At 72.2% G+C, this 24751-nt stretch carries 20 protein-coding genes; 11 read left to right on the top strand and 9 right to left on the bottom strand.

The features are described from left to right. Positions 1-21: 21 nt before the first annotated feature. Together E4U91_RS22315 and E4U91_RS22310 are read right to left on the bottom strand one after the other, a co-directional pair. Entirely contained in the window at positions 22-399 is a 378-nt protein-coding gene (locus E4U91_RS22315) for a WhiB family transcriptional regulator (RefSeq protein ID WP_067242391.1), read from the bottom strand. Positions 400-651: 252 nt separating this feature from the next. Next, a complete protein-coding gene (locus E4U91_RS22310) occupies positions 652-1332 on the bottom strand; it encodes a DUF1707 SHOCT-like domain-containing protein (protein WP_137308474.1) in 681 nt (226 codons plus the stop codon). A 144-nt stretch (positions 1333-1476) separates the two neighbouring features. Here E4U91_RS22310 and E4U91_RS22305 point away from each other — a divergent pair, with 144 nt between their 5' ends. From E4U91_RS22305 to E4U91_RS22290, 4 genes are all read left to right on the top strand, one after another. Beyond that, a complete protein-coding gene (locus tag E4U91_RS22305; RefSeq protein WP_137308473.1) occupies positions 1477-3147 on the top strand; it encodes a fumarate hydratase in 1671 nt (556 codons plus the stop codon). A 141-nt stretch (positions 3148-3288) separates the two neighbouring features. Further along, positions 3289-4674, top strand: coding sequence for a class II fumarate hydratase (locus E4U91_RS22300; protein ID WP_137308472.1), 1386 nt, complete (start codon positions 3289-3291; stop codon positions 4672-4674). Positions 4675-4766: 92 nt separating this feature from the next. Then, positions 4767-5474, top strand: coding sequence for a cytidylyl-2-hydroxypropylphosphonate hydrolase (gene fomD, locus E4U91_RS22295; RefSeq protein ID WP_137308471.1), 708 nt, complete (start codon positions 4767-4769; stop codon positions 5472-5474). 301 nt (positions 5475-5775) lie between these two features. Further along, entirely contained in the window at positions 5776-7896 is a 2121-nt protein-coding gene (locus E4U91_RS22290) for a SpoIIE family protein phosphatase (RefSeq protein WP_388117714.1), read from the top strand. 110 nt (positions 7897-8006) lie between these two features. On the opposite strand, the gene E4U91_RS22285 is transcribed toward E4U91_RS22290, so the two are convergent. Then, positions 8007-10415, bottom strand: coding sequence for a transglycosylase domain-containing protein (locus E4U91_RS22285; RefSeq protein ID WP_137308469.1), 2409 nt, complete (start codon positions 10413-10415; stop codon positions 8007-8009). Positions 10416-10682: 267 nt separating this feature from the next. Between E4U91_RS22285 and E4U91_RS22280 the strand changes: the two genes are divergently transcribed. The 5 genes from E4U91_RS22280 to E4U91_RS22260 all read left to right on the top strand — a co-directional run bounded on the left by E4U91_RS22280 (position 10683) and on the right by E4U91_RS22260 (position 15663). After that, positions 10683-11648 (top strand): SPFH domain-containing protein, encoded by a 966-nt coding sequence (locus E4U91_RS22280; RefSeq protein ID WP_137308468.1) that lies wholly within the window; start codon positions 10683-10685, stop codon positions 11646-11648. Next, positions 11645-11893: a type II toxin-antitoxin system antitoxin gene (locus E4U91_RS22275; protein WP_137308467.1), complete on the top strand. Its 249-nt coding sequence runs from the start codon at positions 11645-11647 to the stop codon at positions 11891-11893. The genes E4U91_RS22280 and E4U91_RS22275 overlap by 4 nt, the downstream gene beginning before the upstream one ends. A gap of 223 nt (positions 11894-12116) precedes the next feature. Continuing rightward, entirely contained in the window at positions 12117-12644 is a 528-nt protein-coding gene (locus E4U91_RS22270; RefSeq protein ID WP_137308466.1) for a PadR family transcriptional regulator, read from the top strand. After that, positions 12641-13330: an ABC transporter ATP-binding protein gene (locus E4U91_RS22265; RefSeq protein ID WP_137308465.1), complete on the top strand. Its 690-nt coding sequence runs from the start codon at positions 12641-12643 to the stop codon at positions 13328-13330. Before E4U91_RS22270 ends, E4U91_RS22265 begins: the two co-directional genes overlap by 4 nt. Beyond that, positions 13327-15663 carry an ABC transporter permease gene (locus E4U91_RS22260; RefSeq protein WP_137308464.1) on the top strand — a complete coding sequence of 779 codons (2337 nt, stop codon included), beginning with the start codon at positions 13327-13329 and terminating at the stop codon, positions 15661-15663. The genes E4U91_RS22265 and E4U91_RS22260 overlap by 4 nt, the downstream gene beginning before the upstream one ends. A gap of 87 nt (positions 15664-15750) precedes the next feature. Here the strand turns inward: E4U91_RS22260 and E4U91_RS22255 are convergent, their stop codons facing one another. Next, on the bottom strand, positions 15751-16710 hold the full coding sequence (locus tag E4U91_RS22255; RefSeq protein WP_241678659.1) for a LysR substrate-binding domain-containing protein: 960 nt from the start codon (positions 16708-16710) through the stop codon (positions 15751-15753). A 133-nt stretch (positions 16711-16843) separates the two neighbouring features. Here E4U91_RS22255 and E4U91_RS22250 point away from each other — a divergent pair, with 133 nt between their 5' ends. Both E4U91_RS22250 and E4U91_RS22245 read left to right on the top strand, forming a co-directional pair. Then, positions 16844-17398 (top strand): peroxiredoxin, encoded by a 555-nt coding sequence (locus E4U91_RS22250; protein WP_067239809.1) that lies wholly within the window; start codon positions 16844-16846, stop codon positions 17396-17398. A 3-nt stretch (positions 17399-17401) separates the two neighbouring features. Continuing rightward, complete coding sequence (locus E4U91_RS22245; protein WP_137308462.1) at positions 17402-17941, top strand: alkyl hydroperoxide reductase; 540 nt, start codon at positions 17402-17404, stop codon at positions 17939-17941. 36 nt (positions 17942-17977) lie between these two features. On the opposite strand, the gene E4U91_RS22240 is transcribed toward E4U91_RS22245, so the two are convergent. The 5 genes from E4U91_RS22240 to E4U91_RS22220 all read right to left on the bottom strand — a co-directional run bounded on the left by E4U91_RS22240 (position 17978) and on the right by E4U91_RS22220 (position 24744). Further along, on the bottom strand, positions 17978-19420 hold the full coding sequence (locus E4U91_RS22240; RefSeq protein ID WP_241678658.1) for an AI-2E family transporter: 1443 nt from the start codon (positions 19418-19420) through the stop codon (positions 17978-17980). A 174-nt stretch (positions 19421-19594) separates the two neighbouring features. After that, entirely contained in the window at positions 19595-20278 is a 684-nt protein-coding gene (locus E4U91_RS22235) for an aggregation-promoting factor C-terminal-like domain-containing protein (RefSeq protein WP_137308461.1), read from the bottom strand. A gap of 422 nt (positions 20279-20700) precedes the next feature. Beyond that, complete coding sequence (locus E4U91_RS22230; protein ID WP_137308460.1) at positions 20701-22026, bottom strand: PhoH family protein; 1326 nt, start codon at positions 22024-22026, stop codon at positions 20701-20703. Positions 22027-22499: 473 nt separating this feature from the next. Continuing rightward, positions 22500-23273, bottom strand: coding sequence for an isoprenyl transferase (locus tag E4U91_RS22225; protein WP_137308459.1), 774 nt, complete (start codon positions 23271-23273; stop codon positions 22500-22502). Positions 23274-23928: 655 nt separating this feature from the next. Beyond that, positions 23929-24744, bottom strand: coding sequence for a methyltransferase domain-containing protein (locus E4U91_RS22220; protein ID WP_137308458.1), 816 nt, complete (start codon positions 24742-24744; stop codon positions 23929-23931). Positions 24745-24751 lie beyond the last annotated feature (7 nt).

The raw sequence follows: 24751 nt of genomic DNA, 5'->3' as shown, positions 1-24751 counted from the left end.
CGCCGGGCCGGGACCCGGGGGTCAGCCCGCCGCGGCTATGCGGCCCGTCGCGCGCGCGGCCTTCTTCAGCTCCATGTCACGGCGTCGGCGCCGGGCCAGCACCACGCGGCGCTCCGCCGCCGTCAGGCCGCCCCACACGCCGTACGGCTCGGGCTGGAGCAGTGCGTGTTCGCGGCACTCGACCATCACAGGACAGCGCGCGCAGACCCGCTTGGCCGCCTCCTCGCGGGACAGCCGGGCGGCGGTCGGCTCCTTGGAGGGGGCGAAGAACAGGCCGGCCTCGTCGCGTCGGCACACCGCCTCGGTGTGCCAGGGGGCGTCCTGGTCCCTGTCTCGCGCTGGCACCCGCTGGGCCGGAACGGCAGCTACCTGCAGGGACGAATGCGGCGGTTGCAGCACGGTCTACTCCTGACGACGGCTTCGCGAGCTGGAAGGTGCCGAGGGATGCAGGGGGGCGGCCGGCGTGCCGGGCCCCGCGAACTCCCACGGCACCCTCCAAGAGACGATGCAGCAAGCCCTACCCGCTGTGCGCGCGCCTATGCACTGAGTTCCGAACCGCTGGATTTCGCGCGGTCCTGCTCGATCACGTCGCCCGGCGGCCGGCCCCCGCCCGCGGTCAAGTCCGCCGGGCGGGGCCGCCGTTCACGTCCGTCAACGCTCCAGGTGCCGGTGCAAAGTCCGGTCCACCTTGCGGTGCACGCGGTCCAGGATGTCGGCGACGAGCCGGCCGCGCCGGGGCCGGCCCTCGATGCTGCCGAGGACCGCCCAGCCGTCGAGGTAGACCACCGGGGCGTCGGGCTCGGCCGCGTCCAGGGTGTCCACCTCGAAGGAGCCGAGCACGCCGCCGCCGGTGCCGCGCAGCGACACGTTCTCCGGCACGCGCACCTCGACGCTGCCGAAGACGGAGATCGCCTTGATGACGACCTGCTGGTACTCGAACAGGGCCTCGCTGAGGTCGATCTCGACGCTGCCGAAGACCGCGTACGCGTGGATGCGGCGGCCCGCGCGCCAACGGCCCTTGCGGACCGCGCTGCTGAAGACGGCGACGACGTTGTCGTCGGGGTCGACGGGGATGGCGCCCGCGGTGGGGCGGCTCGGGGCGGAGACGGTCACCCGGCGCGCGTGGGCGGCCGGGAGGTCCCGGATGAAGGCCTCCAGCTCGCCGACGGTCTTGGCGCCGAGCACGCCCTCGACGCGCTCGGCGTGCTCGTCGGCGGTGAGCCGGCCCTCGGCCAGTGCGTCGCGCAGGATGTCGGCGATACGGTCACGGTCGGCGTCCGAGGCGCGCAGTTCGGCAGCCGGAGCGGGAGCGGTCTGCTTCTGAAGGTCCACGGCAGCAGCGTAGCGAAACACGATAGATCGCGATACCCCCGGCTGAGCCTTACCTCACAGGTTCGGGGCTGTGGACAGGTTCTAGGCTGGGAAGGCCCGCCAACGTCGGCGGGTCGTCGTCTGTCGAGTGAGGAATGGCCTGCGATGGCTGAGTTCGCCTATACCGATCTGCTCCCCCAGGGCGAGGACACCACCCCGTACCGGCTGGTGACCTCCGAGGGTGTCTCCACCGTCGAGGGGCCGGACGGGCGGACGTTCCTCAAGGTGGAGCCGGAGGCGCTGCGCAAGCTGGCCGAGGAGGCCGTCCACGACATCCAGCACTACCTGCGCCCCGCCCACCTCGCCCAGCTGCGCCGCATCATCGACGACCCGGAGGCCTCCGCCAACGACAAGTTCGTCGCGCTGGACCTGCTGAAGAACGCCAACATCGCGGCCGCGGGCGTGCTGCCCATGTGCCAGGACACCGGCACGGCGATCGTGATGGGCAAGCGCGGACAGCACGTGCTCACCGCCGGCGAGGACGAGAAGCACCTGTCGCACGGCATCCACGACGCCTACACCAGGCTCAACCTGCGCTACTCGCAGATGGCCCCGCTCACCATGTGGGAGGAGAGGAACACCGGCTCCAACCTCCCCGCGCAGATCGAGCTGTACGCCACCGACGGCGGCGCCTACAAGTTCCTGTTCATGGCGAAGGGCGGCGGCTCGGCCAACAAGTCGTTCCTGTACCAGGAGACCAAGGCCGTCCTGAACGAGGCCTCCATGATGAAGTTCCTGGAGGAGAAGATCCGTTCGCTGGGCACGGCCGCCTGCCCGCCGTACCACCTGGCGATCGTGGTGGGCGGCACGTCCGCCGAGTACGCGCTGAAGACCGCCAAGTACGCCTCCGCGCACTACCTGGACACCCTGCCGACCGAGGGCTCGCCGCTCGGCCACGGCTTCCGGGACGAGGAGCTGGAGCAGAAGGTCTTCGAGCTGACCCAGAAGATCGGGATTGGCGCGCAGTTCGGCGGCAAGTACTTCTGCCACGACGTGCGCGTGGTGCGCCTGCCCCGGCACGGCGCGTCCTGCCCGGTCGCCATCGCGGTGTCCTGCTCCGCCGACCGCCAGGCCGTCGCGAAGATCACGGCCGAGGGCGTCTTCCTGGAGCAGCTGGAGACCGACCCGGCGCGCTTCCTGCCGGACACCACCGACGAGCACCTGGACGAGTCGTCCGACGTCGTGAAGATCGACCTGAACCAGCCGATGGACAGCATCCTGGCCGAGCTGGCCAAGTACCCGGTCAAGACGCGGCTCTCGCTCACCGGCTCGCTGGTCGTCGCGCGCGACATCGCGCACGCCAAGATCAAGGAGCGGCTGGACGCGGGCGAGGGCATGCCGCAGTACCTGAAGGACCACCCGGTGTACTACGCCGGTCCCGCGAAGACCCCCGAGGGGTACGCGTCCGGGTCCTTCGGGCCGACCACGGCGGGCCGGATGGACTCCTACGTCGAGCAGTTCCAGGCCGCCGGCGGCTCCAAGGTGATGCTGGCCAAGGGCAACCGCTCGCAGCAGGTCACGGACGCGTGCGCGACGCACGGCGGGTTCTACCTGGGCTCGATCGGCGGGCCGGCCGCGCGCCTGGCGCAGGACTGCATCAAGAAGGTCGAGGTCCTCGAGTACGAGGAGCTGGGCATGGAGGCGGTCTGGAAGATCGAGGTCGAGGACTTCCCGGCGTTCATCGTCGTCGACGACAAGGGCAACGACTTCTTCAAGGACCCGGCCCCGCAGCCGACGTTCACGTCGATCCCGGTCCGCGGCCCCGGCCTGGCCTGACGCGCGCGTGCGGCGGGCACGGCCCGGGGAACCCCGGCCGCGCCCGCCCCGCACCCCCGCAGCGCCCCGGCCGGGGCTCGGGGCGTCACCCGGGTGGGCCCGCGGCGGAACATCCGCGTCCTCCCGATCGCTGTACCGGTCATGAGCGAATACCGGATCGAACACGACTCCATGGGTGAGGTACGCGTCCCCGCCGAGGCCAAGTGGCGGGCCCAGACCCAGCGGGCCGTCGAGAACTTCCCGATCTCCGGGCAGCGCATCGAGCGCGCCCACATCGAGGCGCTCGCGCGCATCAAGGGCGCCGCCGCCAAGGTGAACGCCGAGCTCGGGGTGCTCGACGAGGACGTCGCGCGGGCGATCCAGGAGGCCGCCGCCGAGGTCGCCGAGGGACGGTGGGACGAGCACTTCCCGGTGGACGTCTTCCAGACCGGTTCGGGCACCTCGTCGAACATGAACACCAACGAGGTGATCGCCACCCTCGCCACCGAGCGACTCGGGCGGCCGGTGCACCCCAACGACCACGTCAACGCCTCCCAGTCGTCCAACGACGTCTTCCCGTCGTCGATCCACATCGCCGCCACCGCCGCCGTCACCCGCGACCTCGTCCCGGCCCTGGAGCACCTCGCCGCCGCGCTGGAGCGCAAGTCCGAGGAGTTCGCCGACGTCGTCAAGTCCGGGCGCACGCACCTGATGGACGCCACGCCCGTGACCCTGGGCCAGGAGTTCGGCGGGTACGCGGCCCAGGTGCGCTACGGCGTGGAGCGGCTGCGCGCCTCCCTGCCCCGGCTGGCCGAACTGCCGCTGGGCGGCACCGCCGTGGGTACCGGCATCAACACCCCGCGCGGCTTCTCGGCCGCCGTCATCGAGGAGGTGGCCCGCGCCACCGGGCTGCCGCTGACCGAGGCGCGCGACCACTTCGAGGCGCAGGGCGCCCGGGACGGCATCGTCGAGACCAGCGGACAGCTGCGGACGATCGCGGTCGGCCTCACCAAGATCGCCAACGACCTGCGCTGGATGGCCTCCGGGCCGCGCACCGGCCTCGCCGAGATCGCGCTGCCCGATCTCCAGCCGGGTTCGTCGATCATGCCCGGCAAGGTCAACCCGGTGATCCCCGAGGCGGTGCTGATGGTCGCCGCGCAGGTCGTCGGCAACGACGCGACCGTGGCCACGGCGGGCGCGGCCGGCAACTTCGAGCTGAACGTGATGCTGCCGGTCATCGCCAGGAACGTGCTGGAATCGGTCCGGCTGCTCGCCAACGTCTCCCGCCTGCTGGCCGACCGCACCGTGGACGGCATCGTCGCCCACCGCGAACGGGCCCGGGAGTACGCCGAGTCGTCGCCGTCGGTGGTCACCCCGCTCAACCGGTACATCGGGTACGAGGAGGCCGCGAAGGTGGCGAAGAAGGCGCTGGCCGAGCGCAGGACGATCCGTCAGGTCGTGCTGGAGGGCGGGTACGTGGAGCGCGGCGACCTGACCGAGGAGCAGCTCGACGAGGCGCTGGACGTGCTGCGGATGACCCGCCCCTGAGCCGGGCAGGGGCCGGGCGGTTCCGGTGCCGGGCGGCCGGAACCGTGACGGAGTCCACGGCGTCGTTCGTGGCGGGCACCTAGTATCTGTTCATGGCGGACGGTGGAGCGGTGGGACGGGTGGAGCGCGCGGGGACGGGCGGGACGGTCGGGACGCCCTTCTGGGAGCCCGGGAGCCACATCCTGTGGCGGTACCGGGAGAACGCCGGCGCGCGCCTCCACATCGCCCGGCCCGTCACCGTCGTCCGGGACGACGAGGAGCTGCTGGCCGTCTGGCTGGCGCCGGGCACCGCGTGCGTCAAGCCGGTGCTGGCGGACGGCACCCCGCTGCACCAGGAGCCGCTGGCCACCCGGTACACCAAGCCGCGCACCGTCCAGCTCGACCGCTGGTTCGGCACCGGTGTGCTCAAGCTCGCCCGGCCCGGTGAGCCGTGGTCGGTGTGGCTGTTCTGGGAACCGGGCTGGCGCTTCAAGAACTGGTATGTCAACCTCGAGGAGCCGTTGGCCCGTTGGGACGGCGGCGTGGACTCCGAGGACCACTTCCTGGACATCTCCGTGCACCCTGACCGCAGTTGGCACTGGCGCGACGAGGACGAGTTCGCGCAGGCCCAGCGGGACGGGCTGATGGACGCCGAGGGTGCCGCGCAGGTGCGCCGGGCGGGCCGGCGAGTGGTGGAGGTGATCCGCGCCTGGGGGCCGCCGTTCTCGGACGGCTGGCAGGACTGGCGCCCGGATCCGTCCTGGAGCGTCCCGACCCTGCCGGACGACTGGGACCGCACCCCCGCGCACGTGTCCACATGAGACCCTTGATGCGCCCCCGGGCATCAACCGTAGGATCGTCCTCCGCAAGGGCGCATGACACCAACTGCGGGGACGGGCGCCGAGTCTGACCGAACGTCACCGAGGGGCGGCAGGACGTGAGCGAGGGGTACGAGGGCACCACCGGTACGGGCCGCACCCGCCGCACGTGCCGCACCCGCGGCCCCAGAACGACCACCGAGCTCGCCGGAAATCCGTTCCTGGGACACGTATTGCGGGTATCGGCACTTCGGCGGGCGCAGCCGCACGTATGCGCAGCCCCGGACGGATGGATTCGACACGCGTGACGGAGCACCCCACGTCCTACGAACGCCCACAGGGCGTCGACCCCACGGACCCCCGCGGGGCGCTCCTGCGTACCCCGGCGCCGGGAGCCGGTGCCGCGGCACTGCCGGCCGCCGCCGCGCAGGCCCGCGCCGAGGGGACCCCGGGCACCACGACCCCGTCGGGCACGCCCGGCCCGTCCGGCAACGGCGCGGGCGGTCAGCCGGGCGGCCACGGGCCGGGAGCGGCCGGGTCGGACCCCGAGCACTCCCAGCCCGCCGCCGCCGAGCCCGGCACCCACCGCCCGCGTCCCGTGCCGGAGTCCATCCCGGTGCAGCCGGGGGCCGAGGAGCGCGGTCCGGTGTCCGCCCGGGACCGCCGCAGCGGCCAGAACCCGCCACTCGGCAGCCGGCCCACGCCGATGCGGCGGGACGGCGACCGGCTGCGCTTCGTGGGCGCCGCCACCCGGCGGATCGCCCGCGGCATGGACCTCGACGAGATCGTGATGGGGCTGTGCCGGGCGACCGTGCCGACCTTCTCCGACGCGATCCTCGTCTACCTGCGCGACCCGCTGCCGGTCGGCGACGAGCGGCCCGTGGGCCCCGTGGTGCTGCGGCTGCGCCGCACCGACCGCATCCCGCAGGAGCGTGACTCCGAGCCCGGCTTCGCCCAGGCCGTGCTCCCGCCGGAGACCCCTGAGCTGTCCGAACTGTCGTCGGCCATAGCCGAGTTGTGCGAGGTCCGGCCCGGCGGGGCGCTCGCGGAGGTGCTGCGCGGGGTGCGCCCGGTGTTCGCCGACGCCCCCGCCGCCCGCGCCGCGCTGCCCGAACTCCTCGGCGAGGAGGGCCAGTCGGTCGTCCCGTGCGGACAGCGAGCGATCCTCGCACCATTGCGCGGCCGCCGCCGGGTGATCGGCGCGGCGGTGTTCATCCGCGGGCCCGAGCGGATCACCTTCGAGGGCGACGACCTGCTGGTGGCCGCCCAACTGGCCACTCACAGCGCCCTCGGCATCGACAAGGCCGTCCTGTACGACCGTGAGGCGTACATCGCCGACGAGCTCCAGCGCACCATGCTGCCCGAGACCCTGCCCCGCCCCACGGGCGTGCGGCTGGCCTCGCGGTACCTGCCCGCCGCCGAGACCGCGCGGGTGGGCGGCGACTGGTACGACGCGATCCCGCTGCCGGGCAGCCGGGTGGCGCTCGTGGTGGGCGACGTCATGGGCCACTCCATGACCTCCGCCGCGATCATGGGCCAGCTGCGCACGACGGCCCAGACGCTCGCCGGGCTCGACCTGCCGCCGCAGGAGGTGCTGCACCACCTCGACGAGCAGGCCCAGCGGCTCGGCACGGACCGCATGGCGACCTGCCTGTACGCCGTCTACGACCCGGTCGCGCACCGCATCACCATCGCCAACGCCGGTCATCCGCCGCCCGTCCTGCTGCACCTGGGCGGCCGGGCCGAGGTGCTGCGGGTGCCGCCGGGCGCGCCGATCGGCGTGGGCGGCGTCGACTTCGAGGCCGTCGAGCTGGACGCGCCGGCCGGAGCGACCCTGCTGCTGTACACCGACGGGCTGGTGGAGTCCCGGCTGCGGGACGTGGCCAGCGGCATAGAGCAGCTGCGCGAGAAGCTGGCCGCGACCGCGCAGCTGACCGGCCCCGACCACCCGCCGCCGCTGGAAGCCCTGTGCGACGAGGTGCTCGACATGCTCGGGCCCGGCGACCGGGACGACGACATCGCGCTGCTCGCGGCCCGGTTCGACGGGATCGCGCCGAGCGACGTGGCGTACTGGCTGCTGGAGCCGGAGGTCTCCGCGCCCCGCGAAGCCCGGCGGCTGGCCCGGCGGGCGCTGTCCCGGTGGGGCCTGGAGGACCTGACGGACTCGGTGGAGCTGCTGGTCAGCGAGGTGGTCACCAACGCGGTGCGCTACGCCACGCGGCCGGTGACGCTGCGGCTGCTGCGGACCGACGTGCTGCGCTGCGAGGTCGGCGACGACGTCCCGCAGCTGCCGCGGCTGCGGCAGGCCCGGGCGACGGACGAGGGCGGCCGCGGGCTGTACCTCGTCAACCGGCTCACCCGGCGCTGGGGCGCCACGCGGCTGAGCGCGGGCAAGGTGGTCTGGTTCGAGGTCACCCGGCCGTAGCGACCGCAGCGGCCGTCGGGGGTCCCGCGGGCCGCGGACCGGCCCGGCACGGCCCCGGGTGAGGCGTCAGGGGCGCCCGGTGGTGGTCACCGGGCGCCCCTGACGCGTCCCTACTGCTGCTCCCCGAACCGCGGGTCGAGCGGGTTCGCCGGCGGGGTGCTGATCTCGCTGGTCGGGGGCTCCGTCGTGGGTTCCTCCGTCGTCGGCGTCTGCGACGGCGTCCGGGACGGCGGGGCCTGGGTCGTCGGGGTCTGCGACGGCGTCTTCGTGGTCGGGGCCTGGGTGGTCGGCGGCTCCTGCGTCGGCGTGTGCGTCACCGTCGGGCTCGGGGCGGCCGTGACCGTCGGCCGGACCGCCGCGCCCTGGTCGGTCTCCAGGTCGAACCTGCTGACCTTGGTGGAGACGCCGAAGGTGTACGCCGCCCAGATCTGCGCCGGGTAGCCGCCGCCGTTGATCCGGCCCTTGCCGGGGATCTGTCCGGTCGCGCCGGTCAGGGTGACCTGGGGGTGCGGCGGCTTGGCGGACTCGCCGAACAGGCCGACCGAGGTGACCAGGTCGGGCGTGTAACCGGTGAACCAGGCCGACTTGTTGTTGTCGGAGGTACCGGTCTTGCCCGCGACCTTCTGGCCCCTGCGGTCGGGGTTGTCCCGCACCGAGGTGCGCGCCGTGCCGTCGTCGACCACGCCGGTGAGCACCGAGGTCACCGTGTCGGCGGCCTCGCGGCTGACGACCTGGCCGCCGATCGGATCGGTGAGCTCCAGCGTCTGGGTGCTGTTCTGCACGGACTTGATCAGGGCCGGGGTGACCTTGCGGCCGTGGTTGTCGAGGGTGGCGTAGACGCCGGCCATCTGCAGCGGGCTCGCGCCCATGGTGCCCAGGGTCTGCGCGGGCACCGCCTTCAGGCCCTCGGTGTCCATGCCGAGGTCGTTCGCGACCTTCAGCACGTGGTCCATGCCGACGTCGACGCCCATCTGCGCGAAGACGGAGTTGACCGACTTGTTCATCGCCGTCTGCACGGTGATGTCGCCGTAGTCGGCGTCGTCCTCGTTCTCCGGGGCGAAGCCGATGTCGCTGCCGACGACCGGGCGCTTGCTGGTGCCGTCGTAGATCGTGTCGGCGGTGATCGGCTTGCCGCCCTGCGTCTGGGCGCCCTTGTCGAGGGCGGCGGCGAGGATCACCGGCTTGAAGGTGGACGCGGGCTGGTAGTCGGTGCGGGTGGCGTTGTTGGTGTAGTGCTTGAGGTAGTCCACACCGCCGTACATGGCCACGACCGCGCCGGTCTTCGGGTCGACCGAGGCGGCGCCGGCCTGGACGTCGCCGTCCACCGAGCGCTTCTTCGGGTCCAGCTTGCCGGTCAGCTGCTCCTTGACGGACGCCTCCAGCGCCTTCTGCTTCTTCTTCTCTATGTTGAGGGTGATCGTCCAGCCGCCGCGGCCGACCAGGTCCTCGGCGTCCTCCAGGGAGTCTGCCCTGCCCTGCTTGACGAGCTGGCGCTCCAGTTCGGCCTTGGCGGCGTTCACCAGGTAGCCGACCTGGCCGGCCTTGCCGGGTGCCTCCTTGGGCTCCTTGGGCACCGGGAACGTCATCGCCTCGCGCTTGGTCTTGTCCAGCCAGCCCTCCTCGACCATGTTGTCGAGGACGTAGTTCCAGCGGGCCTGCACCAGCCGCTTGCCGGTGTCGCTGGCCGCGGCCCAGTCGTACTGGCTCGGCGCCTGCAGCAGCGCGGCCAGGTAGGCGCCCTGCTGGACGGTGAGCTTGCTCGCGTCGACGCGGTAGTAGGCCTGGGCGGCGGCCTGGATGCCGTAGGCGCCGCGGCCGTAGTAGCTGGTGTTGATGTAGCCGGCCAGGATGTAGTCCTTGGACTTCTCCCGGTCCAGCTTCAGCGAGATGACCAGTTCCTTCAGCTTGCGCGTGACGGTCTGTTCCTGGGTCAGGTAGTAGTTCTTGACGTACTGCTGGGTGATCGTCGAGCCGCCCTGCGCGCCCTTGCCGGCCACGGTGTTGAGGATGCCGCGCGCGGTGCCCTTCAGGTCGACGCCGGCGTCCTGGTAGAAGGTCTTGTTCTCGGCGGCGACGAAGGTGCGCCGGACGGGCTTGGGTATCTGGGCGAGGTCGACGTTCTCGCGGTTGAGGTCGCCGTCGCGGGTGAGGATGCTGCCGTCGCTGTACTTGTAGACGTTGCTCTGCTTGAGCGCGTCGGCGTTCCCCTTCGGGATGTCGATCATCATGTACATCAAGACGAAGGCGCCGATGCCGAGCAGGCACACACCGAGGAAGGTCCCGAGGACCTTCTTCCAGGTGAACATCCTGCGTATGAGGCCCTTGTCCTTCGTGCCGCCCCGGCCGCGCTGCTGGGCGGCCCGGCGGGCCGCCGCGCGGCCGCCCGCCGCCGGTGCGGTGGCGGGGGCGGAGGACGGCGCGCCGGGCGCGGTGGCCGCGCTCTCCTGCGCCGAGCGGTTGCGGGGCGCCGCGCGGCGGCCACCACGCTGCCGCGCTCGTCTGTCGTCCGCTCGTCCCATGAGTCCGCTCGCTCCGCTTCCTACTCGGTCGTCACACCCGTGCTCCGGGGGCAGGTCAGCTCAGAAAGCTAACACCGCTCTCTATGACAAAGGGTTCTCGATCCGGGCTTTTTCGGGCGTGACAATCAGCACGCCCCCCGGGGAACCCGCGTCCCGCCCCACCGGAACCGACGTCCGGGAGGCGCCGAGGGTTGCCATCGCGCGGAAAAGTGATATCACTTAGCTAGAAGAACGCTCGCGCTCGTCCAGGAAACGGGGGACCCATCCATGTCCGCGCACGACCCCTCACGCACCGCCCCGACCACCGCCACCACGGCGGAATCCACCGATCTGCCCGACATGCCCGCTCCCCGGGTGCACGAGTTCACCGCGCACAGCATCGGCGGCGGCCTCGCGCTGCTGCTCGGCCTGCTCGGACTGCTGGCGGGCGCCGCGATGGTCGCCGCCGGGGCGGTCGCCACGGCCACCGGCGTCAAGGCCGCGCTGATCGTGCTCGGCGTCCTGGTCGGCCTCGCCGCGTTCCTCGCCATGTGCGGGCTGAACATGGTGGCGCCGGGCGAGGCCCGGGTGGTGCAGCTCTTCGGGCGCTACCGCGGGACGATCCGCGAGGACGGCCTGCGCTGGGTGAACCCCTTCACCTCCCGCACCAAGGTCTCGACCCGGGTGCGCAACCACGAGACCGCCGTGCTGAAGGTCAACGACGCCTACGGCAACCCGATCGAGCTCGCCGCGGTCGTGGTGTGGAAGGTGCGCGACACCGCGCAGGCCACCTTCGAGGTGGACGACTTCCTGGAGTTCGTCTCCACCCAGACCGAGGCCGCCGTCCGGCACATCGCCATCGAGTACCCCTACGACTCCCACGACGAGGACGGGCTCTCGCTGCGCGGCAACGCCGAGGAGATCACCGAGAAGCTCGCCGTCGAGCTGCACGCGCGCGTGGAGGCGGCCGGTGTGCAGATCATCGAGTCCCGCTTCACGCACCTCGCGTACGCTCCGGAGATCGCCTCGGCGATGCTCCAGCGGCAGCAGGCCGGGGCCGTGGTCGCCGCCCGGCGGGAGATCGTCGACGGCGCGGTGGGCATGGTCGAGGCGGCGCTCGCCCGGATCTCCGAGCGGGACATCGTGGAAGTGGACGAGGAGCGGAAGGCGTCGATGGTGTCCAACCTGATGGTGGTGCTGTGCGGGGACCGGGCGCCGCAGCCGGTGCTGAACACCGGGACGCTGTACCAGTGACCGACTCCGTCGGGGGGCCCGCCCCCAAGCGGCAGCCGCAGCAGCGCAAGCAGGTGCTGCTGCGGCTGGACCCGTCGGTGTACGACGCGCTGGCCCGGTGGGCGTCGGACGAGCTGCGGTCGGCGAACGCCCAGATCGAGTTCCTGCTGCGCCGGGCCCTGGCCGAGGCGGGCCGCCTCCCCGGCGGCACGGGCCCGCTTCCCCGGCGCGGCCGGCCACCGCGGGACGCGACACCGCCCGAGTGACCCGGGCCGCGACGGCCCCCGCCGGGCCGCGGACGCTCCGCCGCGATCCACCGCCCCGCCCACCGCACTCGCGGCTCCCACCCGTCCACCGCTCCACCGCACGGCTCCGGCCATGTAGCAGAACCGTGACAATCGCCCCCCACCTGCGGGGCCGCACCCCCCGCCACCACCTCTGCACGCGGCGTATACACCCCGCGTATACACCGCGTGTACAGTCATCGGCATGTCCATCGGTCACACCCTCCTAGGGCTCCTGGAGTCCGGGCCCCGCCACGGCTACGACCTCAAGCGGGCCTTCGACGAGAAGTTCGGTCACGACCGGCCGCTGCACTACGGCCAGGTCTACTCCACGATGTCCCGCCTGCTGAAGCACGGCTTCGTCGAGGTCGACGGCATCGAGGCGGGCGGCGGACCCGAGCGCAAGCGGTACGCCATCACCGACGCCGGGATCACCGACGTCGAGCAGTGGCTCGCGACGCCGGAGAAGCCCGAGCCCTACCTCCAGTCGACGCTCTACACCAAGGTCGTCCTGGCGCTGCTCACCCACCGCGACGCGGCCGACATCCTCGACACCCAGCGCGCCGAGCACCTGCGCAGCATGCGGATCCTCACCGACCGCAAGCGCAGGGGCGACCTCGCCGACCAGCTGATCTGCGACCACGCCCTGTTCCACCTGGAGGCCGACCTGCGCTGGCTGGAACTGACCGCCGCCCGGCTCGAGAAGCTGCGCGAGGCGGTGGTGGCCCCGTGATCGCCCCCGCCGGTTCCCTGCTGGCCGCCCACGACCTGCGCAAGGCCTACGGGCCGACCGTCGCGCTGGACGGCGCCGAGTTCTCCATCCACCCGGGCGAGGTCGTCGCCGTCATGGGGCCGTCCGGCTCCGGCAAGTCGACGCTGCTGCACTGCCTGGCCGGCATCGTGCCGCCCGACTCCGGCTCGATCACCTACGACGGACGGGAGATGGCGACGATGTCCGACGCCCAGCGCAGCGCGCTGCGGCGCAGCGAGTTCGGGTTCGTCTTCCAGTTCGGCCAGCTGGTGCCCGAGTTGACGTGCGTGGAGAACGTGGCGCTGCCGCTGCGGCTGAACGGCAGCTCCCGCAAGGAGGCCGAGCGGGCCGCGCTCGGCTGGATGGAGCGGCTGGAGGTCGACGACCTGCGCGGCAAGCGGCCCGGTGAGGTCTCCGGCGGCCAGGGGCAGCGGGTCGCGGTGGCGCGGGCGCTGGTCACCGGGCCCCGGGTGCTGTTCGCCGACGAGCCGACCGGCGCGCTCGACTCGCTCAACGGCGAGCGCGTGATGGAACTGCTGACCGACGCCGCCCGCTCCACGAACGCCGCCGTCGTGCTCGTCACGCACGAGGCGCGGGTCGCCGCCTACTCCGACCGCGAGATCGTCGTACGTGACGGCAGGTCACGGGACATGGAGCGGGCCGTATGAGCCCCGGCGGGTGGGCCCGGGACCTGGGGATGGGCCTGCGGTTCGCCTTCTCCGGGGGGCGCGAGGGGTGGCTGCGGGTCACGCTGACGGCCGTCGGCGTGGGGCTCGGGGTCGCGCTGCTGCTGCTGTCCACCGCCCTGCCGAACGCCCTCTCGGTGCGCGACCACCGCGAGAAGGCCCGCTCCGACTACACGTACGCCCCCACGCCCCCGCCGCGGGGCGACGACACACTCGTGATCGCGGACACCAACACCACGTTCCGCGAGAAGGACGTGCGGGGGCGGCTCGTGGAGCCGGAGGGCCCGAAGGCGCCGCTGCCGCCCGGTGTGGACCGGTACCCGGCGCGCGGCGAGATGGTGGTCTCACCGGCACTGGAAAGGTTGCTCCGCTCCGACGACGCGGCCCTGCTGCGCCAGCGGCTGCCGTACGAGGTGGTCGGCACGATCCACGAGAGCGGGCTGATCGGGTCGCACGAACTCGCCTACTACGCGGGGGCGTCGGGGCTGGCGGACCGGATCGACGGCTCGCAGGTGGCGCGGCTGAAGGAGTTCGGCAGCCCCAACCCGGTCGCCGAGCGGGCCGATCCGGTGCTGGTGCTGCTCAACCTGGTCGTGATCGTCGTGCTGTTGATGCCGGTCGCGGTGTTCATCGCGGCGGCCGTGCGGGTCGGCGGCGAGCGGCGCGACCGGCGGCTCGCGGCACTGCGGCTGGTCGGCTCCGACAGCGCGATGACCCGGCGCATCGCGGCGGGCGAGGCGCTCGCCGGGGCGCTGCTCGGGCTGGTGCTGGGCGCCGGGTTCTTCTGGGTCGGCCGGGAGGTGGCGGGCTCGGTGGAGGTCATGGGGGTGAGCGTGTTCCCCAGCTACCTCAACCCCTCGCCGCTGCTGGCCGCGCTGGTCGCGGTCGCCGTCCCGGCGGCCGCCGTGCTGGTCACCCTGTTCGCGCTGCGCGGGGTGGTCATCGAGCCGCTCGGCGTGGTCCGTACGGCCAAGCCCGCGCGGCGCCGGCTGTGGTGGCGGCTGCTGCTGCCGGTGGCCGGCTTCGGGATGCTCGCGCCGATGATCGGCAAGGGCAAAGGCAACGGGGACTTCAACCAGTACCTGGTGACCGGCGGCGTGCTGCTGCTCCTGGTCGGCGTGACCGCGCTGCTGCCGTGGCTGGTGGAGACGGTCGTCGCCCGGCTGGGCGACGGCGGTGTCGCCTGGCAACTGGCCGTGCGGCGCCTGCAGTTGAGCAGCGGTACGGCGGCCCGGATGGTCAACGGCATCGCGGTGGCGGTGGCCGGCGCGATCGCCCTGCAGATGCTGTTCGCGGGCGTCGACGCCGACTACACCAAGGACACCGGCAAGGACGTCCAGCGGGCGCAGATGCAGCTGTCCGTGCCGGACGGCCGGTCCATGGCCACGGAGAGCGCGCGGTTCACCGCGACCAAGGGCGTACGGCGCGTGATCGCGCTGTCCGAGGGGTACCTCGGGGACGCCGTCTGGGCGGAGGACAGCGGACCGGAGAAGTCCACCCCGGTCACCGTGGGCAGTTGCGCGGCCCTGCGCGAGGTGGCGGCCCTGCCGACGTGCCGCGACGGCGACGCGTTCGCCCTGCGCGGCAGCGAGTACGACACGGACGCCACGACACTGGCCACGCCCGGGCGCGTCCTGCACTTCTCGCCCCGCTCCGACGAGGGGCGGGACGACACCTGGACCGTCCCGGCGGGCGTGCGGCAGGCGGACTCCGTCGTCGACCCGACGGGCATGCGCCGCGGCGGCTTCCTGCTGACCCCGTCCGCGCTGCCCGCGAAGGCCGCCGCGCAGGTCTCGGGACAGCTGTACCTCTCGCTCGACCCGGCGGTGCCGGACGCGGCCGAGTACGTGCGCAACGCCGCGGTGTCGATGGACCCGCTGCAGAACCCGTCGGTGTGGTCGGCGACCGAGCGCTCCCGCCGCTACGACTCGATCCGCACCGGGCTGCTCGTCGGCGCGGTCTGCGTGCTGGCGCTGATCGGGGCGAGCCTGCTGGTGTCCCAGCTGGAGCAGTTGCGCGAGCGGCGCAAGCTGCTGTCGTCCCTGGTCGCCTTCGGCACGCGGCGGCGCACGCTGAGCCTGTCGGTGCTGTGGCAGACGGCGATCCCCATCACGCTGGGCCTGCTGCTGGCGATGGCGGTCGGGCTGACGCTGGGCGCCATCCTGCTGCGGATGGCGGGCACCGCCGTCACGGTGGACTGGACGAGCGTGCTGTCGATGTCCGGGGCCGGCGCCGGGGTGGTCCTCGCGGTGACCCTGCTGAGCCTGCCGCCACTGCTGCGGCTGATGCGCCCGGACGGCCTCCGCACGGAGTGACCGCCCACGTCGGGCCCCGCCCCCGGACCGGGGGCGGGGCCCGACGCGTGAGGTGGCACGGGGCCGACCGGCGGCACGTGCCCGCCCTCAGGCCTCCCCGGACAGCACCCGCACCGGCAGCGGGCGCAGGGCCTCACGCAGGGCTGTGGCGAGTTGCTCGTACTCCGCGGAGCGGGCCGCGCCGGTGCGCATGGCGAGGGCGACCCGGCGGCTGGGGGCCGGGTCGGCGAAGGACGCGGTGAGCAGCCGGCTTGACCGGCCGGCCTCCAGGGTGAGCGCGGTGCGCGGCAGCAGGGTGCAGCCGAGGCCCCCCGCGACCAGCTGGACCAGGGTGGACAGCCCGGCGGCGGTCGTGGTGACCGGGGCGTCCTCGCGCCCGGCCTCCCGGCAGATGTCCAGGGCCTGGTCGCGCAGGCAGTGCCCCTCGTCCAGGAGCAGCAGGGTGAGCTCCTTCAGCGCCTCGCGTGGGATGCCCTCCCGGCCGCCGAGCCGGTGCCCGGGCGGGGTGACGAGCACGAAGTCCTCGTCGTACAGCGGGAGTTCGACGACGCCCGGGACGCCGAGCGGGACGGCGAGCAGCAGCAGGTCGAGGCGGCCGCTGTGCAGGCCGTCGACCAGCGTGGCGGTCTGCTCCTCGTGCACCTGGAGGTCGAGGTGCGGGTAGCGGTCGTGGACGAGGTGGAGGACGGTCGGCAGCAGGTACGGCGCGACGGTCGGGATGACCCCGAGGCGCAGCGCCCCGGTGAACGGCGCCCGCACCGCCTCCGCCTCCTCCAGCAGCGCCCCGACCTCCTCGAGGACCGCCTTGGCCCGCACGGCCAGCCGCTCACCGGCCGGCGAGAGCAGCACCTTGCGCGTCGTACGCTCCAGGAGGGTCACCCCGAGCGCCTCCTCCAGCGCGGAGACGGACCCGGACAGCGCGGGCTGGCTCATGCCGATGGACGCGGCGGCGTCCCGGAAGTGGAGGTGCTCGGCGACGGCCGCGAACGCCCGCAGCTGGGCGAGACTGGGCTGCCGTCTCCTGGCTCCCGCATTACCCACGGTCACTGATAGCCACCTCCGATCAACTCGACCCAGTGTAGCTATTTCCCGAATCAATGCACCGTGTGCCACGATCGGCCACGTCCAACCCTTGGGACACATCCGCGATCCGGATGTTTCCCCGCTGCAAGGAGAGTTAGTGCTCACTGTCGGTGACAAGTTCCCCGAGTTCGAACTGACCGCCTGCGTCTCGCTGGAGAAGGGCAAGGAGTTCGAGGAGATCCACCACAAGTCCTACGAGGGCAAGTGGCTCGTGGTCTTCGCGTGGCCGAAGGACTTCACCTTCGTGTGCCCGACCGAGATCGCCGCGTTCGGGAAGCTGAACGACGAGTTCGCCGACCGCGACGCCCAGATCCTCGGCTTCTCCGGTGACTCCGAGTTCGTCCACCACGCCTGGCGCAAGGACCACCCGGACCTGACCGACCTGCCGTTCCCGATGATGGCGGACTCCAAGCACGAGCTGATGCGCGCCCTCGGCATCGAGGGTGAGGACGGCTTCGCCCAGCGCGCCGTCTTCGTCGTCGACCCGAACCGCGAGATCCAGTTCACGATGGTCACCGCGGGCTCCGTCGGCCGCAACCCCAAGGAGGTCCTGCGGGTCCTCGACGCCCTGCAGACCGACGAGCTGTGCCCCTGCAACTGGAGCAAGGGCGACGAGACCCTCGACCCGGTCGCGCTGCTGGCGGGTGAGTGAGGCATGTCCCTCGACTCCCTGAAGGCCCGGGTCCCGGACCACGCCAAGGACCTGAAGCTCAACCTGGGCTCGGTCATCGGCAACTCCGACCTGCTGGCGCAGCAGTTGTGGGGCACCGTGCTGGCGACCGCGATCGCCGCGCGCTCCACCGTCGTCCTGCGTGAGCTGGCGCCGGAGGCGAAGGCCAACCTCTCGCCGGAGGCGTACACGGCGGCCAAGGCCGCCGCCGCCGTCATGTCGATGAACAACGTCTTCTACCGCACCCGGCACCTGCTGTCGGACCACGAGTACGGCACCCTGCGGGCCGGCCTGCGGATGAACGTCATCGGCAACCCGGGCGTCGACAAGGTCGACTTCGAACTGTGGTCGTTCGCCGTGTCCGCGATCAACGGCTGCGGGATGTGCCTCGACTCGCACGAGCAGGTGCTGCGCAAGGCGGGCCTGGAGCGCGACGTGATCCAGGAAGCCTTCAAGATCGCCTCCGTGGTGCAGGCCGTCGCCGTCACGCTGGAGGCGGAGGCCGTCCTGGCCGACGTCGAGTAGACGCCGGCCCACCGAGGACCACCCCCGGGACCCCGCTCACGCCTCGTGGGCGGGGTCCTTCGCGTCCGGGGAGTCCTTCACGTCCACCGCCACGCCGCCGTCCCCGGCCGCGGTGCTGCCGGGCACCTCGTCGACCGGGAGGACCGGCTCGGCGGGCTGGTGCGGCACCGGGGGTTCCTGCCCGGCGCCGGGGACCGCGCCCTGGGCGCCGGCCACGGCCGGGACCGCCTCGGCCTGTTCGTCGTCCACCTCGCCGCGCGCGTAGGCGTGCAGGTAGCTCACGACCGTGTTCGTCACCGCCACCAGCGGTACGGCCACCACGGCGCCGCCGATGCCGGCGATCATGCCGCCCGCGGCCACCGTGAGCACCACCGCCAACGGGTGCACCCGCACGGCGCGGCCGAGGATGAAGGGCTGCAGGATGTGGCCCTCGATCTGCTGGACCGCCAGCACCACCGCGAGGGTCATCACCGCGGTGAACACACCCTGCGTCACCAGCGCCACGACCACCGCGAGCGCGCCGGAGGCGACCGCGCCGACGAGCGGGATGAAAGAGAACAGGAAGATGAACACCGCGAGGGGCACGGCCATCGGCACGTCGAGGAAGTAGATGCCGATCCCGATGAAGATCGCGTCGATCAGGGCCACCAGGACCGTCCCCCGCACGTACGCGGTGAGCGTGGTCCAGGCCCGCGGGCCGGCGCCGGCCACGCCCGGACGGGCCGCGGCCGGGACGAGCTTGAGGGTCCACTCCCAGATGCGCTTGCCGTCGTAGAGCAGGAAGAGCGTCGAGAAGAAGGCCAGCAGTATGCCGGTCAGGGCCTCGACGACGACGGTGACGCCCTCCAGGCCGGCCGACGTTATCTCGTCGGTGTTGGCGCCGACCGCGTCGCGCAGGTTCTTGGCGATGCCGTTGATCTGCTTGTCGGTGACGTGGAACGGGCTGTTGAGCAGCCAGCGGCGCAGGTCGTCGATGCCGTCCTGGACCTGGTCGGAGAGGTTGTCGATGTTCTCCATGACCTGCCAGGTCACGAACCAGCCCATCAGCCCGATGACCACGAAGCCGAGTATCGCGGTGAGCGCCGTGGCCAGCCCGCGGGGCACGCCCTTGCGCCGCAGCCGGGCCACGGTCGGTTCGAGGAGCGCGGTCAGCAGCAGCGCCACCACGAAGGCCAGCACGACCAGTTGGACGGCGCTGATGACCCGCATGAGGATCCAGACGGTGCCGGCGAGCACCAGCAGCCGCCAGCCGGCCTCGGCGGCGACCCGTACGCCCCAGGGCACGGCCTGTGCCGGGTCGGGGCGGACCGCGGGCGGCGTGGGCGCGGCGGACCTGCGGGCGGCCGCCGGGGGCGCCGCTTCGGGTTCGGGCTCGACCCCGCTCTCGCGGCGGACCTCGGCGCGGCGCTCGTCGAGCCGCTCACCCATTTCGCTCAGACCCGCTCCCAGGCGGCCGAGCCACCCTGGCAATCGTGACATGATCCGTCCTCTTCCCCCGAGTCCCGGGTCCAGTCCACCACTCCCCCCAGGAGTCGTTCCGGTGTACGACCGTACAGGGCGATAGCCCCTCCCCCTAGGACGGGGGAGGGGCTGTCGGAGGTCGAAAGCGGACCTGCGGGCCGGGGGCGGCCGGCGGTCCGGGGGCCGGCGGGCCTAGTACCAGTGGTTGGCCTGCCAGAAGTTCCAGGCGTCGCACGGGCTGCCGTAGCGGCTGTCCATGTAGTTCAGGCCCCACTTGATCTGGGTGGCCGGGTTGGTCTGCCAGTCGGCGCCGACCGAGGACATCTTGGAGCCGGGCAGGGCCTGGAAGAGGCCGTAGGCGCCGGAGGAGGCGTTGACCGCGCGGTAGTTCCAGCTGGACTCGTGGTCCACGATGTTGCTGAAGCACTGGAACTGGCCGCTGGGCACCATCTGACGGGCCATGGCCTGGATCTGGGACACCGAGTAGGAGCTCAGGACCGGGAAGTCACCCGCGCTGCGGCTGGCCTTGACCTTGGCCTCCGCGCGCTCCTTGGCGGCCTTCTCGGCCTCCTGGGCGGCTTCCTTCTTCGCGATGGCGGTCTCGGCCGCGGCCTTGCGGGCCGCTTCCTCGGCGTCCTTCTTGGCCGTCTCGTCGGCAGCGATGGCCTGGAAGGTGGCCTGCTGCGTCAGGGACGCGGTCTGCACCTGGGCCTGCTGGCCCGCGGGGATGTCCGCGAGCAGCGTCGCGTCGCTCGCCGTCGCCTCTGCGTCGTTGGGCTGCGCGGTGCTGCCCGAGGCAACGCCGACGACGCTTCCGACAGCGGTGACCGCCGTGGCCGAGGCCACTGCGAATCCCCGGACCGAGATCCGGCTCACACGGTTTCCTTCCAGCATCGCCCGCTTCGGTGACCCTCGCGGACGCAATCGTGCCCCTGACACTGGCCTCCCAACTGCGGGTCACGGAGGCACGGGCCCGGTGGACGGCTCCCCGAGGGGAGCGCCGTGTGGTGCGCGGGCGGCATACGACATCGCTATGCAGTTGGAGGTGCTGACGTGGTCCTGTACCGCTGGGGGTACAGCTGTGTCGTATGCGGGGCCTGACAGGAATGAGACTCTGCCGTACCCCGACGCCGCGAGGCAATTCCGAGTTGCGTGTGAAAGCTCACATCCCGTTTGGCTCCCGGGATTTCACCGAACGCCCGCATGCGGAGGCGCCGCCCCGCTAGGCTTTCGGCCTTTGCGGGACGGCGCCAACACACCGTCCGGATCAGGTAGTTGCCGGGTTCCTCCCGGATCCGTCAGATGTTCACGTCTTCGAGCATTTCCGTCACCAGTGCGGCGATCTGGGACCTCTCGGACCGGTTGAGGGTGACGTGGGCGAAGAGCGGATGCCCCTTCAGCTTCTCCACCACGGCGACCACGCCGTCGTAACGCCCCACCCGCAGATTGTCCCGTTGCGCCACGTCGTGGGTCAGCACGACCCGCGAATTGGCGCCGATCCGGGACAGAACGGTCAGCAGCACGTTCCGTTCGAGTGACTGCGCCTCGTCGACGATCACGAAGGCGTCGTGCAGGGAACGGCCGCGGATGTGGGTCAGCGGCAGCACCTCCAGCATGCCGCGGGCGGTGACCTCCTCGATGACCTCGCGGCTGGTGACCGCGGACAGCGTGTCGAAGACCGCCTGCGCCCAGGGGCTCATCTTCTCCGCCTCGGTGCCGGGCAGGTAACCGAGCTCCTGCCCGCCCACCGCGTACAGCGGACGGAAGACCATCACCTTCTGGTGCTGGCGGCGCTCCAGCACCGCCTCCAGCCCGGCGCACAGCGCCAGCGCCGACTTGCCGGTGCCGGCCCGGCCACCCATCGACACGATCCCGACGTCCGGGTCGAGCAGCAGGTCGAGCGCGATGCGCTGCTCGGCGCTGCGGCCCTTGATGCCGAACGCCTCACGGTCGCCGCGCACCAGCCGGACGTTGCCCTCGGGGGTCACCCGGCCGAGCGCCTTGCCCCGCTCCGACTGGATGGTCAGACCGGTGTGCACGGGGAGTTCGGCGGCCTCCGGGGCGTAGACGTGCCCCTCCTCGAACAGGACGTCCACCTGCTCGCCGGGCAGCGTCAGCTCGGACATGCCGGTCCAGCCGGAGTTCTCCGTGATGGCGAGCTCGGCTCGGTACTCCTCGGCCAGCAGGCCGACGGAGGACGCCTTGATCCTGAGCGGCAGGTCCTTCGACACGACGGTGACGTCGAACCCCTCCGCCTGCAGGTTGCGGGCGACCGCGAGGATGCGGGAGTCGTTGTCCCCCAGGCGGTAGCCGCTGGGCAGCACGCTGGGGTCCGAGTGGTTGAGCTCGACACGGACGGTCCCGCCCAGCTCCCCGATGGGGATGGGGGCGTCGAGACGGCCGTACTTCACCCGGTAGTCGTCGAGCAGGCGCAGGGCCTGCCGGGCGAAGTAACCGAGTTCGGGATGGTGCCGCTTGGCCTCCAGCTCCGTCACCACGACGATGGGCAGCACGACCTCGTGCTCGTCGAAGCGGGTGAGGGCGTGCGGGTCGGCCAGCAGGACGCTGGTGTCGAGAACGTAGGTGCGCCGGTCTGGCTTGTGGCGCTTTGTGCTGGTCACCACGGAAGGACGTACCCCCTCGGATGAGGTCGGGGAGCGACGAAGTGGAAGCCGGGCCGGGAGGGTGGGGGCATCCAGGCCGGTCGGCGGCCCTCGCACACGGCGGGCCGAGAACCGGTCCTCCGCGGCTGCTTCCGTGCCGTGACCGCACGGTGGGGCTGGTGCAAAGGGCCTCCCGGGCGGACGGCCCCGAGCCGTCCGCTGAGATCCGACACCCGTGGTTCGGGTGTCGACCTGTCTGGGTTATGCCCTCGAACGGGCGCCGCCATGCAACGGCCCGGGGCGGCGCACCGGTGAACTCCTCGTTAAGGGCCCGGCACGAGGGGTGGACGGGGGGCCCGTGGGGGCTGTGTGGCGCGGCGGCGGTGACGGCTGGGATGGCGAGTGCGAACGGGAGCGCGGGGACCGGGTGGACCCGCTGGACCTGCCGTGGGTTGTTCCGCGCCACGCGGGGCGCACCCTCCCCGGACGGCTCGTCAGCCGCCGAAGCGGCGGTGGCGGGCCGCGTAGTCGCGCAGGGCGCGCAGGAAGTCGACCTTGCGGAAGGCCGGCCAGAAGACCTCGCAGAAGTAGTACTCGGAGTGCGCGGTCTGCCACAGCATGAATCCGGACAGCCGCTGCTCGCCGCTGGTGCGGATCACCAGGTCGGGGTCGGGCTGGGCGCCCGTGTAGAGGTGGCGGCCGATCATGTCGATGTCGACGGACTCGGCGAGCTCCTCGATCGGGGTCCCCCGCTCGGCCGCGTCCAGCAGCATCGAGCGCACCGCGTCGGCGATCTCCTGGCGGCCGCCGTAGCCGATGGCGACGTTGACCAGTATCCCGTCGACGTCCGCGGTGGCCTCCTCCGCCTCCTTGAGCGTGCGCTGCATGCCGGAGGGGAGCAGGTCGGGCGTGCCGACGTGGTGCACGCGCCAGCGCCCGTCGGCGGCGAGGGTGCGCACGACGTCCTCGATGATGCCGAGGAGGGGGACGAGCTCGTCCTCGGGCCGGTCGAAGTTGTCCGTGGAGAGCAGCCAGAGGGTGACGACCTCGACGTCCGTCTCGGTGCACCAGCCGAGGAACTCCTCGATCTTCTCCGCGCCGGCCCGGTGACCGTGCATCGTGCTGGAACCGGAGGCCTTCGCCCAGCGGCGGTTGCCGTCCATGATGACGCCGATGTGCTGGGGCACCTGAGCGTGGTCCAGGTGGCCTTCCACCCGGCGTGCGTAGAGCCTGACCAGCAGGCCGCGCAGCTTGTCGCGCAGGTTCACGTGATTGTCTGCCCCTCCGTGCGGAAGTGGTTCCCCGCGGGCCGCAGCCTACCTCTGCCCGGCGGCGGGAGCCGGGAACGGGTCGAGGGGCCTGGCCAGCGGAAAGCCGGTGGTGCGGGAAGCGGAGGCCGCTGTCCCCGGACATGGGTACCGCCGGGGCGGACAAAAAAACGGGCCGGTCCGTGGGGGGGAGACGGACCGGCCCGAGGGGGGGTTTCCACCATAACCCTTCGTAAGTGATGCTGCGTGCATCGGCGCCCCACAACTACTCTCCGCAGTCGAACGACGACGCGGAAGGGCCCACGGAAGGGTGCATTCAGGGGGTTCTGGTGGCCGGAAAAGGGCGGAATGCCAGGGCAATCGGGTGCAAGAGGGCGATTTTCGACAGACACGCCGACCGGCCCCCGGCCGTCCCTCCGATGGGCGACCCCCGCCGCGAACGTCCGCTTGACGGGCGCGCCACCGCGCAGCCCCCTCCACTGCGCGGTGACGCACGCGCAGCTTTGCTTACGCGAACCTTGGTCTGAACTTACGTGAGCCTGACATGTGACGCGAGGGGTTACTGATAACGATGTGGAAAACGTGTGGAGATGACGGGGGGATATGAGACGGCTTGCGCCGAGGTGCCCGGATCAGGAGGCGCCTTCCGGCCACTTCACGGCGCGGGCCTGCGCGCCTCGACGAGGTGGCGGGTGCTGTGCGCCACGAAAGGCCCCTCGGACGCGATGCGTTCGTGCAGCGCGCGCAGCCGGGGCTCGTACGCCTCCACGGTGAAGCCCGGCACCATCCACACGACCTTGCGCAGGAAGTGCACGACCGCGGCGATGTCGTGGAACTCCATGCGCAGGCGCTCCGCGCGCAGTTCGACGACCTCCAGCCCGGCCGCTTCCGCGTCGGCGCGCTCCCGGTCGGGGTGCCGGGCGCCGCGGACCGCGTCCGGCTGCGGGCCGAGGAAGTACTCGACCAGCTCGAAGGCGCTGCGCGGGCCGACGTGCTGGGCGAAGTAGGTGCCGCCGGGTTCGAGGACCCGGGCGATCTCCGTCCAGCGGGGCCGTACGGGGTGCCGGCTCGAGACGAGGTCGAACGTGCCGTCCGCGAACGGCAGCGGCCGGTCCTCGGCGACGGCGACCACGGCGACACCGCGCGGGCGCAGCAGGGCGGTGGCCTTCGCGACGTTCGGGGGCCAGCCCTCGGCGGCCACGGTGAGCACGGGGCGTCGTACGGCCCGTTCGAGGGCGAAGTCCAGGACCTCCCCTCCCCCGGTGTCGAGGTCCAGGGCGGCCCGGGCACCGGCGAGCCGGCCGGCCAGGGAGACGGCGTACCCCCACGAGGGCCGCGCCTCGGTGGCCCGCCCCTGGAACCAGGAGAAGTCCCAGCCTTCGGTGGGGACGGCGGTGCCTTCGGCGAGGAGGGAGGCATAGGTGGGGCGGGGGGTGTCGGGGGTGGGGCTGGGGCTGGGGCTGGGGGGCATGTCGGGG

This window comes from Streptomyces lasalocidi (assembly GCF_005280215.1).
Lineage (GTDB): Bacteria > Actinomycetota > Actinomycetes > Streptomycetales > Streptomycetaceae > Streptomyces > Streptomyces longwoodensis.
This window is presented reverse-complemented; position numbering and strand designations above follow the sequence as displayed.